Raw genomic sequence first — 12,826 nt, 5'->3', positions numbered from 1 at the left:
TGTGCGCCCCGATCTGCTGCTGCTTGGCGGGGGCGCATGATTGCCCGCCCGAGCGGCCCTTTGCAGGACAGAGGAGAGGCGGTTCAGGGTGCCACAACAGGCGCCACAACGGGTGCGACGGCGGGCGCCACAACAGGTGCGGGCGTCTCGATCCGGGTGATCAGCCCCTGATCCATGATCGCGATCCGGTCCGCCAGCGCATCGGCCTCGGCGCGGTCATGGGTGACCATGATCGCCCCCACACCGGCGCGGCGTTGCAAGGCGCGCACCTGATCGCGCAGCGCCACCCGCACCTCGGCATCCAGCGCGCTGAACGGCTCGTCCATCAGCAGAAGCTGCGGACGCGGGGCCAGCGCCCGCGCCATCGCCACCCGCTGGCGCTGACCGCCCGACAGCTGGGCCGGATAGCGCGCGCCCAGATCGGGCAGTTCGATCATCTCCAGCAACTCGCGCACCCGCATGGCGATCTCGGCGCGCGACGGCCCGTTCTTCATGACCCGCAGCCCGAAGCCGATATTCTCCGCCACCGTCATATGGCGGAACAGCGCATAGCTCTGGAACACCATGCCGAAATGGCGCTGGCCCGCAGGCAGCCGCGTGATATCGCGCCCGTCCATCACCAGCCGCCCCGCATCGGCATGCGCAAGCCCCGCCACGATATTGAGAAGGCTGGTCTTGCCCGAGCCGGACGGGCCCAGCAGGGCGATGAACTCGCCCTTCTGCAGGCTCAGGGAGACGCCCCTGAGCACCTCTGTCCCGCCGAAGGATTTGCGGATATCGTGAATGTCGAAGCTCATGAATGTGCCCTCCTCGGGCCGAAACGTTCCAGCAGGCCGCGCAGCGCCAGCGTCACCAGCGCCAGCCCCGTCAGCACCGTCGCCGCCGCAAACGCGCCGGTCGCGTTATAGTCGTTATAGAGAAGCTCGATCTGCAGCGGCAGGGTCATCGTCTCGCCACGGATCGCCCCCGAGACGACGCTGACCGCGCCGAATTCGCCCATCGCCCGCGCCATTGTCAGCACGGTGCCATAGGCCAGCCCCCACGAGATATTGGGCAGCACGACGAAGCGGAAGATCTGCCAGCCATTCGCGCCCAGCGTCAGCGCGGCCTTTTCCTCGTCCTCGCCCGTCACCATCAGCACCGGAAGGATCTCGCGCATCACGAAAGGCGAGGTTACGAAAAGCGACACCAGCACAATGCCGGTGAGGTTGAACATCAGCTGCACCCCCAAGGGCTCCAGCAGCGCGCCCACCGGACCATAGGCGCCATAGATCAACAGAAAGCACAGCCCCGCCACGATCGGCGAGACGGCAAAGGGCATCTCGATCAGCACCAGCAGGATGCGCCGCCCCGGAAAACGGTAGCGCGCGATGGCCCATGCGCTGGCCACCCCGAAGACGATATTGAGCGGCAGCACGATCAGCGCGGCCACCACCGTCAGCCGGATCGCGGCCAGCGTCTCGGGGTCGAGGATCGCGGCCACATACCGGCCCCAGCCCTCGGCAAAGGCGCGGTAGAAGATGGCGGCCACCGGCAGGCCCACCATCGCGGCCAGAAACAGCATCGCCACGGCGATCAGAAAACGACGTGCCACGGATCAGCCCTCCACGCGCAGATAGGATTGCAGACGGGTCTGGGCGATATTGATCACCGCCAGCAGCACCAGCGACACCGCCAGCAGCGTGCCCGCAATCGCCGCCGCCGCCGGATAATCGAACTCGTCAAGCCGGATCAGGATCAGCAGCGAGGCGATCTCGGTCTTGTAGGGCAGGTTTCCGGCGATAAAGATCACCGCGCCGAACTCCCCCAGCGAACGCACGAAAGACAGCCCCGTGCCGGTCAGGATCGCGGGCAGAAGCGGGCGCAGCGCCACCAGCCGGAACCGCTGCCACGGGCTTGCGCCCAGCGTCAGGGCGGCGGCGTCCTCGGCGGGGTCCAGCTCTTCGATGGCGGGCTGGATGGCGCGCACGGCAAAGGGGATCGAGGTGAAGATCATCGCAATCACGATGCCCCACCACGTATAGGCCACCTGCAGGCCCATCCTGTCGAGCACCCCGCCAACCCAGCCGGATTTGTCATAAAGCGCCACCAGCGCGATGCCCGCCACCGCCGTGGGCAGTGCGAAGGGCAGATCGACCAGCGCATCCATCACCCCCCTGCCCCGGAAGCGGTAGCGCGTCAGCACCCATGCCAGAAGCAGCCCGAAGACCGCATTGACCGCCGTCGCGGCGGCGGCGGCCGTAAAGGTCACCCGCAGCGCGGTCAGCACACGCTCCGAGCCCATGACCTGCAGATAATCGGCAGGGCCGAGCTTGCCGAGATTCCACAACAGCCCGCTGACCGGCAGCAGCACGATCAGGCACAGAAACAGCACCGAGACCCCCAGCGAAAGCGAGAATCCGGGCAGGATATGGGGGGCAGACCGGCTTCGGGGGGCAGAACGGGCGCGCAGCATCGCAGACCTTTCAGAGGGACAAAGCGTATGGGGGGGGCACAGCGTAGGGGGGCACAGCGCCCAAGGGCAAAGCCCCGCCCCTGCAGGATGCACGGGCGGGGCCTATCGGGCAGGATCAGCGGCGCATCAGCCTGTCAAGCGTGCCGCCATCCCCGAACTGGGTCTTCTGGGCCTCGTCCCAGCTACCGAAGACATCCTCGACCTTGATCAGCCGCACCTCGGGGAATTTATCCGCCGTTTCCCGAACCACCTCAGGGTCGTGGACGCGGTTGTTGAACGAGGCGATGATCCGCTGGGCCTCGGGCGAATAAAGGAAGTTCAGATAGGCCTCCGACACATCGGTGGTGCCTTTTTCCTCGGCCACCTTGCGCACCAGCGCCACGGGGAATTCTGCCAGCAGCGACACTTTCGGCACCACGCGCTCATAGGCACCGGGGGCTTCGGCGGCGCGGATATTCTCGACCTCCGCCTCGAAGGTGATCAGCACATCGCCCAGACCGCGCTCGACAAAGCTGGTGGTGGCCCCGCGCCCGCCGGTATCGAAAACCACGACGTTTTTCAGCATCTTGCGCACGAAATCCTGCGCCGCCGCATCATCGCCGTTGAATTTGTCCAGCGCATAGGCATAGGCGGCCAGATAGGTATAGCGCCCGTTGCCGGAGGTTTTGGGATTGGGGAAGACGATCTTCACATCGTCGCGCACCAGATCATCCCAGTCCTTGATGCCCTTGGGATTGCCCCCGCGTACCAGAAAGGCGGGCAGCGAGTAATAAGGCGAGGCGTTATTGGGCAGGGCCTGCTGCCAGTCCTTGTCGACAAAGCCCCGATCGGCCAGCACCTGCACATCGGTCACCTGATTGAAGGTCACCAGATCGGCCTTCAGGCCCTGCAAGATGGCGCGGGCCTGTTTGGAGGAACCGGCATGGCTTTGCTTGACCTCGAGGCTTTCGCCATGCGTGTCCTGCCATTGCTTGATGAACACGGGATCGAGCGCGGCATAGAGTTCGCGCGCGATATCATAAGAGACATTGAGAATTTCGCGGTCTTGCGCCGCGGCGGGGCTGACAAAGCCGCAAAGCACAAGCGTCAGGGCCGCAAGGCCACGCGGAACAGCGCGCAGGGAACGCGCGCCAAAGACTTTCGGCAGGATCATATCGGGCTCCAACTCGCAGAAGGGTGAATGCCGCCTATAAAAAGATTTTCCCGAATTAACGCAAGTTATGCCGCGTATATAAGGAAAATCACCCAATATGGATCATAAACCGCACCATATGTTCCGCGTCAGGCAAAGCAATCGAAACGGAATCTCGCGCGGGGCATCGCGGCTCGCAGGCCGGTCACAGGCGCGTGCGGGCCTTTGCCGCCCTTCCCTGCCGTCTTCCTCCCTGCCACCTGCATCCTGCCGCAAGCCGGTCCCGCCTCGGGGCCCCGCCAGATCCCTGCGCCGCAAGGCCGCCCCGCGAAGGCCCCTTTCGGCCTGGCTCAATGCGCGCGGTCGGCCCCGCCAAGGCGGGCCAGCCCCCGATCCAGACTGCGATCAAGACTGCGATCAAGACTGCGGGCCATACGGCGGGCATGGATCTCGCCCTCGCGGTCAAGCACCTCCTCGACCGGCAGGGTCGAGCCTTCGATCGTCTGCTGGACCAGCCCGTGTAATCGCAGGTCGATATAGCGCAGGCAGCAGACCCGCAAAAACGAGGTGAAATTGCCGATATCATGACCCTCATCAAGGCTTTCATTATAAAGCTGATGCAGAAGCTGCGGCACATTCATGCTGTCACGTTCGGCGATTTCCTCCAGCACCATCCAGAACGCCTTTTCCAGCCGGACCGAGGTCACCATGCCCTCCATGCGGATCGACCGCGTCTGGCTTTCCCACAGATCGGATCTGGCTCCGACGAAAAGCTTGCACATCTTCCTGTCCTCCCTTGGCAAAAAGCGGCGGGCCGGATGGCCCGACCCGCGTTACAGGTTGCCGCGTTTCAGCGCGCCCGCCAGATAATCCGCCTGACGCATGGCCAGCGCGACAATGGTCAGCGTCGGGTTCGCCGCCGCCCCCGTGGTCATCTGCGACCCGTCCGAGACAAAGAGATTGGCGACCTCATGCGCGCGGCCATTGCGGTCCACAACGCCCTCCTCGGGCCGTGCGCTCATGCGCAGGGTGCCAAGGTTATGCGTCGAAGGGTAAGGCGGCGTGCGATGCGTGCCGGTGCTGCCCACCGCCTCATAGAGCTTTTCGGCATGGGCATAGGCATAGTCGCGCATGGCGACATCATTGGGATGGTCGTCGAAATGCACATTGGCCACCGGCAGATCCCACTGGTCGCGCACCGTGCCCGAAAGCGTCACGCGGTTGCCGGCCTGCGGCATGTCCTCGCCCACGATCCACATGCCCGCCGTATTGGCATAAGCCTCCATGATCGCGGCAAATTCCGGCCCCCAGGCCCCCGGCTCGACAAAGGCCGCAAGGAAAGACGGCCCCAGCGCGATGGTCTCCATATAATAGCCGCCGACAAAGCCGCGCGCGGGGTCAAAGCGGCTCTCGTCGGCAATGATCCCCGCCATCGTCTCGCCGCGATACATCCGCACGGGCTTGTCGAAGCGCGCATAGACCGAGCCGGTGAGGTGGCGCATATAGTTGCGCCCCACCTGATCCGATCCATTGGCCAGCCCCGTCGGAAAGCGCGGACTGTCCGACAGCAGAAGCAGCCGCGCGGATTCGATGGAATTGCCCGCAACACAAACCACCCGCGCCGCCTGCCGCTGCAGATGGCCCGCGCCATCGATATAGATCACCGCATCCGCCCGCCCGTCCTTGCCGTGGGTGATGCGGATGGCGGTGCTGTCGGGGCGCAGATCCAGAAGGCCGGTCTCCAGCGCGCGGGGGATCTCGCGCACAAGGGTGGACCATTTGGAGCCGTTCTTGTCGCCCTGAAAGTTGAACCCGTCCTGCACCGAGGCCGGACGCCCGTCATAGGGTTCGGCATTGGTGGCATAGGGGCCGGTGGCATACATCCTGTAGCCCACGCGCTCGGCCCCGTTGGCGAAGACCTTGTAATTGTTATTGGCCGGAAGCGCGGGACGCCCGTGCCGGTGGGTGCTGCCCATCGCCTTCTCGGCGCGGTCGTAATAGGGCTCCATCTCCTCAAGCGTAATCGGCCAGTCCAGCAGCGAAGCCCCCTCGACCGCGCCATAGGTCGAGGCGGCCCTGAACTCATGCGCCTTGAAGCGCGGGGTGGCGCCCGACCAATGGGTGGTGGTGCCGCCCACGGCCTTCACGATCCATGCCGGCAGATTGGGGAAATCGCGCGCCACCCGCCACGAGCCCGATGTGGTGCGCGGGTCCAGCCACGCCATCTGGTTGAAGGCTTCCCATTCGTTATTGATCCAGTCCTCGGGCCTGAGATGGGGTCCCGCCTCAAGGACCACGCATGCGATCCCCTGACGGGTCAGCTCATAGGCCAGCGTGCCGCCGCCCGCGCCCGAGCCGATGATGACCACGGCCTCTTCATCCAGTGCGATCTCTTTCAGCTTCGGCTGTGTCATGGCTGGCCTCCCTCTTGCCCGTCATATTCCTCGATCCGTGGCTCGGGCAGCCAGTCGAGATCGTTGAACCCGCGGTTGATGTAACCGCCCTGATCGAAGCTCGCGCCCTCATAGCCAAGCGCCTGCCAGACCTCCGCATCGTCATAAAGCGTGACCACCGCCTTGGCGCGGACAAGCTGGAAAAAGCCGGTTTTCTCGATCTTGCGCAGATAGGCCAGCGCCGCGTCATCGCCCAGATCGGCAAAGCCCTCATCGGCCAGATTGTCGAGCGCCGCCGCAAAGGCGATCTTCTGTCCGGGCGTCTGGCGCGCATCGGCAATCAGCGCCTTGGCGCAGCGCTCGTAAGGGGCATCGCTGAAGGACGGGTGCGGGAACATCACCCGCAACATGCGCAACAAGATGATGCGGCTTGACTCATGCCGGCCCAGCCCCTGCCCGACATTGGCCGGTGCGGCACTGCCGAACACCGCCGCGACAAGCGCCGTTGACGTGCTGCCCAGCAACACGTTTTTATTCTTCGTTTTCATTGGGTTCCTCCTCCCGAAATCCGGCGCCTCCTACGCCGGTCCTCCTATCCTATCTGAAGCGGCCTCCTTTCCCGATCACCTCGATCTGGTAGCCGTCAGGGTCCGCGACAAAGAAGAAGCGCGCAACCCGCCCGGTCCCGTTCTTGAAATCGACGATCTGGCGGGGCGCGAACCCCTCGGCTGTCAGACGGGCATGTTCGGCCTCGAGATCCTCCACCACGAAAGCCGCATGACCATAGCCATCGCCCAGATCATAAGGCGCGCGGCGCCCCTTGTTGATGGTCAGCTCCAGCTCGAAGTCGCTGTCCGCATTGGACAGATAGACCAGCGTGAAATCGTCAAATTCCAGCCGGTCCGCCACCGCCAGCCCGAAGGCCGTGCTGTAAAACGCCACCGCGCGCGCCTCGTCCGTCACGCGGATCATACTATGGACGAATTTCGCCATATTCCCTCGCTTGTCTGTTTGTTTCCAAGGCGTTGCCACCCTTGACGGAGGCTGCGGCCGGTTCGGGCCACAGCGCCGCATCGCATCCCGATCGGGGCGTCACGAAAACTGGATGCCGCCGTCGATCATCACCGATTGGCCGGTCATGTAATCGGAATCATCCGAGGCCAGATACGAGACGTATTTGGCCACATCTTCCGGCTCGGACACGCGGCCCAGCATGATCGAACCGGCATATTTGCGCAGCGCCTCGCCCTTGGCCAGCCCCTCCTCGGCGCCCAGTTTCTCGTCGATCAGATCCCACATATTGGTGCCGACGATCCCCGGACAATAGGCGTTCACGGTGATGCCATATTTGGCCCATTCCATCGCAGCGGCCTGCGTCAGCCCGCGCACCCCCCATTTGGAGGCCGAATACGGCCCCAGAAGCGCGAAGGGCCGATAGGCCACAATCGAGGCCGCGCCGATGATCTTGCCGCCGCCGCCCTGCGCGACCATCTGCCGTGCCGCCGCCTGATAGCACAGGAAAACGCCGCGCAGATTGACATTCATCACCTTGTCCCAATCCGCGATATCAAGGTCCAGCAACCCCTGGATATGCGCGATACCGGCATTGGCGACCAGCCCGTCCAGCCGCCCGAGCGCGGCCACCGTCTCGGCCACCATCGCGCGCACCTCTTCGGGGTCCGAAACATCGGCAATCGCGGTGCCGGATCTGCGGCCAAGGCTGCGGATCTCGGCGGCCACGGCCTCGGCCGCCGCCCTATTGGCGGGAATATCGTTGATCACGACATCATGGCCGTCTTCCGCCAGACGCAGCGCGATGGCGCGGCCGATCCCGCGGGCGGCACCGGTGACGAGTATCGAACGTGATGTGGTTTTGGGCATGTCTGGTCCTCCTCCTGACCTGTCCGGCGGGGCAGGCCCTCAGGAACGCGCGCCGCCGGAGCCCCAGTCTGGGACGGCCCCGCAGGCAGGAGGTAGCATCCGGTTACTACCTGTGTTCACGATCGCGTGGGGGGACGCCAAAGCCGCAGAACCGCCGCAAACGCCGCTTTTGCAGGCAGAATGCCGTAAAACCCCGCAAATCGCGCAAGGGCCTGCCTGTGCCAGACGGCCGCAGAGCCGTTGCCAAACGCCCTATCGCCCCCCAAGGGCCGCGAGGGCCGCGCCCGCGCGCAGAGTAATGTGCTTGTGGTCACAACCCCGCCCGAACCGCGCCAGAAGGCCCCAAGAATATCGCATATTTTCAGTGCCTTGCGGCCCTTGCAAAACCGCACATCCGGCCTCGGCCTGCCGGAACGTCACCGCCTCGCAATTGCGCGAGCCCCCCCGCTGCGGCCTTGGATCATCGGGGAAACTCTCCTAGATTCCCCTCCATTGCGGATCGGTAACGATCCTTGAAAGGAGTTTTCCATGAGCAAGACAGTGATCCCCCCCGCCCCGACCCTGCGGCTGTCCAATGGCGTCGAGATGCCGCGTCTCGGGCTGGGCACCTGGCCGATGGATGACCGTGAAAGCGCGCGTGCCGTCGCCCAGGCCATCGAAACGGGCTACCGGCTGGTCGATACCGCCGAGAATTACGGCAATGAGGCGGGCGTGGGCGAAGGGCTCAGGGCCTCGGGTGTGGCGCGCGAAGAGCTGTTCGTCACCACCAAATTCAACCGCAAATGGCACAGCCGCGAGGGCGTGCGCGAGGCCACCGACCGCGCGCTGAAAACGCTGGGGCTCGACTATATCGACCTGATGCTGATCCATTGGCCCAACCCCGATCAGGACCGCTATGTGGAGGCCTTCGAGGGACTTCTGGAGATGGTCGAGGCGGGCAAGATCCGCGCGGCGGGCGTGTCGAATTTCAAACCCGCCCATCTGCAGAAGCTGTTTGACGCAGGCATGGTGCCGGTGCTCAACCAGATCGAGCAGGACCCCTATCACCGCCGCGAGGATCTGGTGAAACTGCACGAGGCCAAAGGCATCGCCACCGAAAGCTGGAGCCCGCTGGGCCGTGCGGGCGCGCTGCTGGATGACCCCGCCATCGTGGCGATCGCCCGCGCGCATGGCGTGAGCACGGGGCAGGTCGTGCTGCGCTGGCATATCCAGAGCGGCTTTGTCACCACGCCGAAATCGGCAGATGCCCGTCGTCAGGCGGAAAATCTCGACATTTTCGGCTTCACCCTGACCGAGTCGGAATTTGCCGTGCTGAACGGGCTGGGCCGCGAGGATGGCAGCCTGACGGATGCCGACACGTTCGGCCACTGATCCGCAGGCCCTGCCCGCTCCGTTCCGGGCGGGGCTGCGGGCTGTCCGGCAGGGGCAAGCCCCCCGCCGGCGCAGTCGCCCCCCCTTCTTCGCAAGGGCGTATTCGGCCCGCCCCACCGGCCGGGGTCTCACGCCCCGCCCGCACGCCGGAAATCATAGCGCCGCGCCGATCGTCACCGGCCACCAGATCCAGCAGCCATTCGTAGTTTAAAGCGCCGATTATCGGCAGATCTCGCACGAAAGCGGGGCTGGCACGGGGCCGCACGGGCGGCCACAGGCGGCACGGGGCCGCACGGGCGGCGGGTCAAAGGCATGGATCATCCGGCACCAGCTCTTGTCTGATATCGGGCAGCGCGCCCTTGCCCGACCCTGAAGGTCTGCGCATCTTGCACCATCGCGTAAGGCGCGGGGACAGCGGCCCCGTCACACCCGCGTCACGCCCGCGTTACCCGCAAAGGTTGAACTGATCGCGCGCAGCTCACGCGACTTCACTTTCACTCTTTGCACAACAAATGCCCCACTCATAAGCTTGCTTATAAACTCGGTCTGGGTCACCACTTGCCCGTCGGCCTGCCTTCGCCCGCAGCGGGGCATCCGGCAGATTTCCAGATGGAGGAATAGGATGAACGATGTTACCCGCAGGGCCTTTGTGGCCACCGGCATGTTTACAACCGTTGCTGTCGCCTCGGGCGCTCTGGCCGATACGGTGCCCAATGCCGGACGGGACGATCCCGGCCCGCGCAATCCGGTCATCAACAACGACAACCCGCAGCTGATGAACCCGCCGAAAACCGATAACGGCACCCTGCCCAATCTGCGCTTCCCCTTTGGCGATGCCCATGTGCGCTATGGCAGCGGCGGCTGGACCAATCAGGTGACCGAGCGCGAACTGCCGGTGGCCACCACCATCGCCGGTGTCGATATGCGGCTTCAGGCGGGCGGCATCCGCGAACTGCACTGGCACAAGGAAGCCGAATGGGCCTATATGACCTTCGGCAAGGCCCGCATCACCGCAATCGATGCCGAGGGGCGCTATTTCATCGATGATGTCAGCGAAGGCGATCTGTGGTATTTCCCGCCCGGCATTCCGCATTCGATCCAGGGGCTGGGGCCGGATGGCTGCGAATTCCTGCTGGCCTTCGATGATGGCGATTTCGACGAAAACAGCACCTTCCTGCTGAGCGACTGGATGCAGCATATTCCCAAGGATATTCTGGCCAAGAACTTCGCCGTTGCAGCCAGCACCTTCAACACGCTGCCCGCCCCTTCCGACGAATATATCTTTGCCTCGACCGTGCCCGACGCGCTGGACAGCGTGCGCCCGAAAGGCGCCAGCACGGTGCCCAACCCGTTCAGCCACAAGCTGCTGGCGCAAGAGCCGATCACCTCGCCCGGTGGCACGGTGCGCATTGCCGATTCCAGCAATTTCAAGGTCTCCAAAAGCATCGCCGCCGCTCTGGTCGAGCTGGAACCGGGGGCGCTGCGCGAATTGCACTGGCATCCCAATAATGACGAATGGCAGTATTATCTGGAAGGCACCGGCCGGATGGGCGTGTTCGGGGCCAATGGCAATGCGCGCACCTTCGACATCCATGCAGGCGATGTCGGCTATATCCCCTTCGCGATGGGGCATTATATCGAGAATACCGGCGATACGCCGCTGCGCTTCCTTGAAATGTTCAAAAGCGACCATTACGCCGATATCTCGCTCAATCAATGGCTTGCCCTGACCCCCGAGGCGCTGGTGCGCGCCCATCTCAACCTTGATGACACCTTCATGGCCGCGCTGCGCCGCACCAAACAGCCGGTTGTCGCGCGTCAGGCAAACACCAACTGACCCACAGGTGCCCTCCCCGAAGGGGGGGGCGCAGCCATGCGGGCAGGGGCTTTCCGCCCTGCCCGCATGCCCCTATAACGGCCCCGTCCCATTCCCAGCCATCCAAGGGGTCGCCATGTCCGCGCTGCATGAACTGGAAGATCTGGCCCGACCGGTCCTGTCCGCGCCCGCCTATGCCTATATCTCGGGCGGGGCCGGAGACGGGGCGGCCATTGCCCGCAACCGCGCGGCATGGGGCGCGTCTCTTCTGCGGCCACAGATCGGGCGGCAGATTCCGGCGCTGCACTGCGGGCTGTCGCTGCTGGGCACGCCGCTTGAGATGCCGGTGCTCATCGCCCCGATGGCCTATCAGCGCCTTGCCCATCCCGATGGCGAAGCCGGTATGGCGCGCGCGGCGGCGGCGCAGGGGGCGGGGTTTGTGCTGTCATGCCAGAGCACGCAACCCGCCGAGGAGATCGCCCCCGCGCCGTTCTGGTTCCAGATCTATCTCCAGCCCGATCCCGAGGCCACGCAGCAGCTGGCCCTGCGCGCGCTCAACGCCGGTGCCACGGCGCTGGTGGTCACGATGGATGCGCCGCTCAACGGGATCCGCAACCGCGAAATCGCGGCGGGCTTCCGCCTGCCCGAGGATCTGCGACCGGTGATGCTGGATGCGCTGCCGCCGCCCGTCCCACAGCCCCCGCCCGCCCCGACAGTTGCCGCCATTCTCGCGCAGTCCTCCGGCTGGGAGGGGCTGGCACAGCTTTGCGCGCGCTCGACGGTGCCGGTTCTGGCCAAGGGGGTGCTGACCCCCGAGGCCGCGCGGCAGGCGATGGCCTGCGGCTGTGCGGGGGTGATCGTGTCCAATCATGGCGGGCGCGTGCTGGAGGGGCTGCCTGCCACCGCCACCGCGCTGCCCGCGATCCGCGCGGCGCTGGGGCAGGCCCCTGTGCTGGTGGATGGCGGCATCCGCACGGGCGAGGATGTCTTTCGCGCGCGCGCGCTGGGGGCGGATGCGGTGCTGGTGGGGCGGCCTTTCTTCTATGCGCTGGCGCTGGAGGGCGCGATGGGCGTGGCCAGGGCGCTGCGCCGCCTGAAGGATGAATTTGCCGTCACGATGGGGCTGATGGGCTGCGCCCGCCCCGAAGAGATCGGCCCCATCCATCTCTGGCCCATGCCTGCCTGACCGCCCGTTCCGGGGCCTTCCCCAGCGCCTTCCCCAGCCCCTTCCGGAGGCGGAACATTTCGACGGGACTTATCTTGACAAAAACAGTCAGAAAAGCGAAAAGCCGATTTCATTGTCTCCAAAGAAGAGGGCAGCCCGAACAGGCTGCCCTCTTTGTCATGGATGGCCCCCTCAATAGGCTGCGGGCCAAGGACCGGCCCCCCGCCCTTGGTCGGCCATGCCTTATTCGGCTTCGAAATGGCCGCACCAGTCATCGGTTTTCACCACCGGCCACAGACCATGCGCCGAGGCTGCGGGCTGCGAGACCGGCGGGTTGAAACGGCACAGGCCCGCATCCTCGCTGGTGGCGGCCGCCGCATTGGTTTTGTGATCTTCGAAGAAGGCGCAATCGGCGCAGGACTTGCTCATGATGTGTTCCCTTTGTGCTCATGGGGCAGAGTTTGCGCTGCGCCCGTCATGGGCAGACCCTAGGGAAGACAAAAATAAAAGTCAACAAAACCAAATAGTTGATACGTTTTGTCGGGCATTTAAACCCGACAAAATCACTTTCCACAGCGCCCGCTTATCGCCACAGCCCCCGAGCCATAAGCCG

The 12,826-nt window shown here is 64.8% G+C and carries 13 protein-coding genes; 3 read left to right on the top strand and 10 right to left on the bottom strand.

From position 1 onward, the window contains the following. Window positions 1-83 precede the first annotated feature (83 nt). The 9 genes from WDB86_RS18565 to WDB86_RS18525 all read right to left on the bottom strand — a co-directional run bounded on the left by WDB86_RS18565 (window position 84) and on the right by WDB86_RS18525 (window position 7,861). Window positions 84-797, bottom strand: coding sequence for an ATP-binding cassette domain-containing protein (locus tag WDB86_RS18565; RefSeq protein WP_341485565.1), 714 nt, complete (start codon window positions 795-797; stop codon window positions 84-86). Then, the gene (gene cysW, locus WDB86_RS18560; protein WP_339110083.1) at window positions 794-1,594 is read right to left on the bottom strand and encodes a sulfate ABC transporter permease subunit CysW; all 801 of its coding nucleotides are present in this window, start codon (window positions 1,592-1,594) and stop codon (window positions 794-796) included. The genes WDB86_RS18565 and cysW overlap by 4 nt, the downstream gene beginning before the upstream one ends. A gap of 3 nt (window positions 1,595-1,597) precedes the next feature. Next, window positions 1,598-2,455 (bottom strand): sulfate ABC transporter permease subunit CysT, encoded by an 858-nt coding sequence (gene cysT / locus WDB86_RS18555; RefSeq protein WP_330628278.1) that lies wholly within the window; start codon window positions 2,453-2,455, stop codon window positions 1,598-1,600. A 115-nt stretch (window positions 2,456-2,570) separates the two neighbouring features. Next, the gene (gene cysP / locus WDB86_RS18550) at window positions 2,571-3,608 is read right to left on the bottom strand and encodes a thiosulfate ABC transporter substrate-binding protein CysP (RefSeq protein ID WP_330628279.1); all 1,038 of its coding nucleotides are present in this window, start codon (window positions 3,606-3,608) and stop codon (window positions 2,571-2,573) included. Window positions 3,609-3,937: 329 nt separating this feature from the next. Beyond that, complete coding sequence (locus WDB86_RS18545) at window positions 3,938-4,369, bottom strand: ribbon-helix-helix domain-containing protein (protein ID WP_341485564.1); 432 nt, start codon at window positions 4,367-4,369, stop codon at window positions 3,938-3,940. Between the two features lie 51 nt (window positions 4,370-4,420). Beyond that, entirely contained in the window at window positions 4,421-6,001 is a 1,581-nt protein-coding gene (locus WDB86_RS18540; protein WP_341485563.1) for a GMC family oxidoreductase, read from the bottom strand. After that, window positions 5,998-6,528 carry a hypothetical protein gene (locus WDB86_RS18535; RefSeq protein ID WP_341485562.1) on the bottom strand — a complete coding sequence of 177 codons (531 nt, stop codon included), beginning with the start codon at window positions 6,526-6,528 and terminating at the stop codon, window positions 5,998-6,000. Before WDB86_RS18535 ends, WDB86_RS18540 begins: the two co-directional genes overlap by 4 nt. 49 nt (window positions 6,529-6,577) lie before the next feature. Further along, complete coding sequence (locus WDB86_RS18530) at window positions 6,578-6,973, bottom strand: VOC family protein (protein ID WP_339110086.1); 396 nt, start codon at window positions 6,971-6,973, stop codon at window positions 6,578-6,580. 99 nt (window positions 6,974-7,072) lie between these two features. Continuing rightward, window positions 7,073-7,861 carry an SDR family oxidoreductase gene (locus WDB86_RS18525; RefSeq protein WP_341485561.1) on the bottom strand — a complete coding sequence of 263 codons (789 nt, stop codon included), beginning with the start codon at window positions 7,859-7,861 and terminating at the stop codon, window positions 7,073-7,075. Between the two features lie 528 nt (window positions 7,862-8,389). Between WDB86_RS18525 and WDB86_RS18520 the strand changes: the two genes are divergently transcribed. From WDB86_RS18520 to WDB86_RS18510, 3 genes are all read left to right on the top strand, one after another. Then, window positions 8,390-9,232, top strand: coding sequence for an aldo/keto reductase (locus WDB86_RS18520; protein WP_330628285.1), 843 nt, complete (start codon window positions 8,390-8,392; stop codon window positions 9,230-9,232). A gap of 622 nt (window positions 9,233-9,854) precedes the next feature. Continuing rightward, a complete protein-coding gene (locus tag WDB86_RS18515; protein WP_339110090.1) occupies window positions 9,855-11,069 on the top strand; it encodes an oxalate decarboxylase family bicupin in 1,215 nt (404 codons plus the stop codon). Window positions 11,070-11,184: 115 nt separating this feature from the next. Beyond that, window positions 11,185-12,234 carry an alpha-hydroxy acid oxidase gene (locus WDB86_RS18510; RefSeq protein ID WP_330628287.1) on the top strand — a complete coding sequence of 350 codons (1,050 nt, stop codon included), beginning with the start codon at window positions 11,185-11,187 and terminating at the stop codon, window positions 12,232-12,234. Window positions 12,235-12,456: 222 nt separating this feature from the next. Here the strand turns inward: WDB86_RS18510 and WDB86_RS18505 are convergent, their stop codons facing one another. After that, window positions 12,457-12,642, bottom strand: coding sequence for a hypothetical protein (locus WDB86_RS18505; RefSeq protein ID WP_330628288.1), 186 nt, complete (start codon window positions 12,640-12,642; stop codon window positions 12,457-12,459). Window positions 12,643-12,826 lie beyond the last annotated feature (184 nt).

The sequence above is a fragment of the Thioclava sp. GXIMD4215 genome, assembly GCF_045291555.1.
In the GTDB taxonomy this organism is placed as follows: domain Bacteria; phylum Pseudomonadota; class Alphaproteobacteria; order Rhodobacterales; family Rhodobacteraceae; genus Thioclava; species Thioclava litoralis.
Note: the sequence above shows the minus strand (reverse complement) of the source record. Positions and strands in the feature narration are given on the sequence as shown.

What these genes read in the sequence shown, in the direction of transcription:
- WDB86_RS18565 (WP_341485565.1), bottom strand. Translation starts at nt 797, where the DNA reads ATGAGCTTCGACATTCACGATATCCGCAAATCCTTCGGCGGGACAGAG.
- cysT (WP_330628278.1), bottom strand. Translation starts at nt 2,455, where the DNA reads ATGCTGCGCGCCCGTTCTGCCCCCCGAAGCCGGTCTGCCCCCCATATC.
- cysP (WP_330628279.1), bottom strand. Translation starts at nt 3,608, where the DNA reads ATGATCCTGCCGAAAGTCTTTGGCGCGCGTTCCCTGCGCGCTGTTCCG.
- WDB86_RS18545 (WP_341485564.1), bottom strand. Translation starts at nt 4,369, where the DNA reads ATGTGCAAGCTTTTCGTCGGAGCCAGATCCGATCTGTGGGAAAGCCAG.
- WDB86_RS18540 (WP_341485563.1), bottom strand. Translation starts at nt 6,001, where the DNA reads ATGACACAGCCGAAGCTGAAAGAGATCGCACTGGATGAAGAGGCCGTG.
- WDB86_RS18535 (WP_341485562.1), bottom strand. Translation starts at nt 6,528, where the DNA reads ATGAAAACGAAGAATAAAAACGTGTTGCTGGGCAGCACGTCAACGGCG.
- WDB86_RS18530 (WP_339110086.1), bottom strand. Translation starts at nt 6,973, where the DNA reads ATGGCGAAATTCGTCCATAGTATGATCCGCGTGACGGACGAGGCGCGC.
- WDB86_RS18525 (WP_341485561.1), bottom strand. Translation starts at nt 7,861, where the DNA reads ATGCCCAAAACCACATCACGTTCGATACTCGTCACCGGTGCCGCCCGC.
- WDB86_RS18520 (WP_330628285.1), top strand. Translation starts at nt 8,390, where the DNA reads ATGAGCAAGACAGTGATCCCCCCCGCCCCGACCCTGCGGCTGTCCAAT.
- WDB86_RS18515 (WP_339110090.1), top strand. Translation starts at nt 9,855, where the DNA reads ATGAACGATGTTACCCGCAGGGCCTTTGTGGCCACCGGCATGTTTACA.
- WDB86_RS18510 (WP_330628287.1), top strand. Translation starts at nt 11,185, where the DNA reads ATGTCCGCGCTGCATGAACTGGAAGATCTGGCCCGACCGGTCCTGTCC.
- WDB86_RS18505 (WP_330628288.1), bottom strand. Translation starts at nt 12,642, where the DNA reads ATGAGCAAGTCCTGCGCCGATTGCGCCTTCTTCGAAGATCACAAAACC.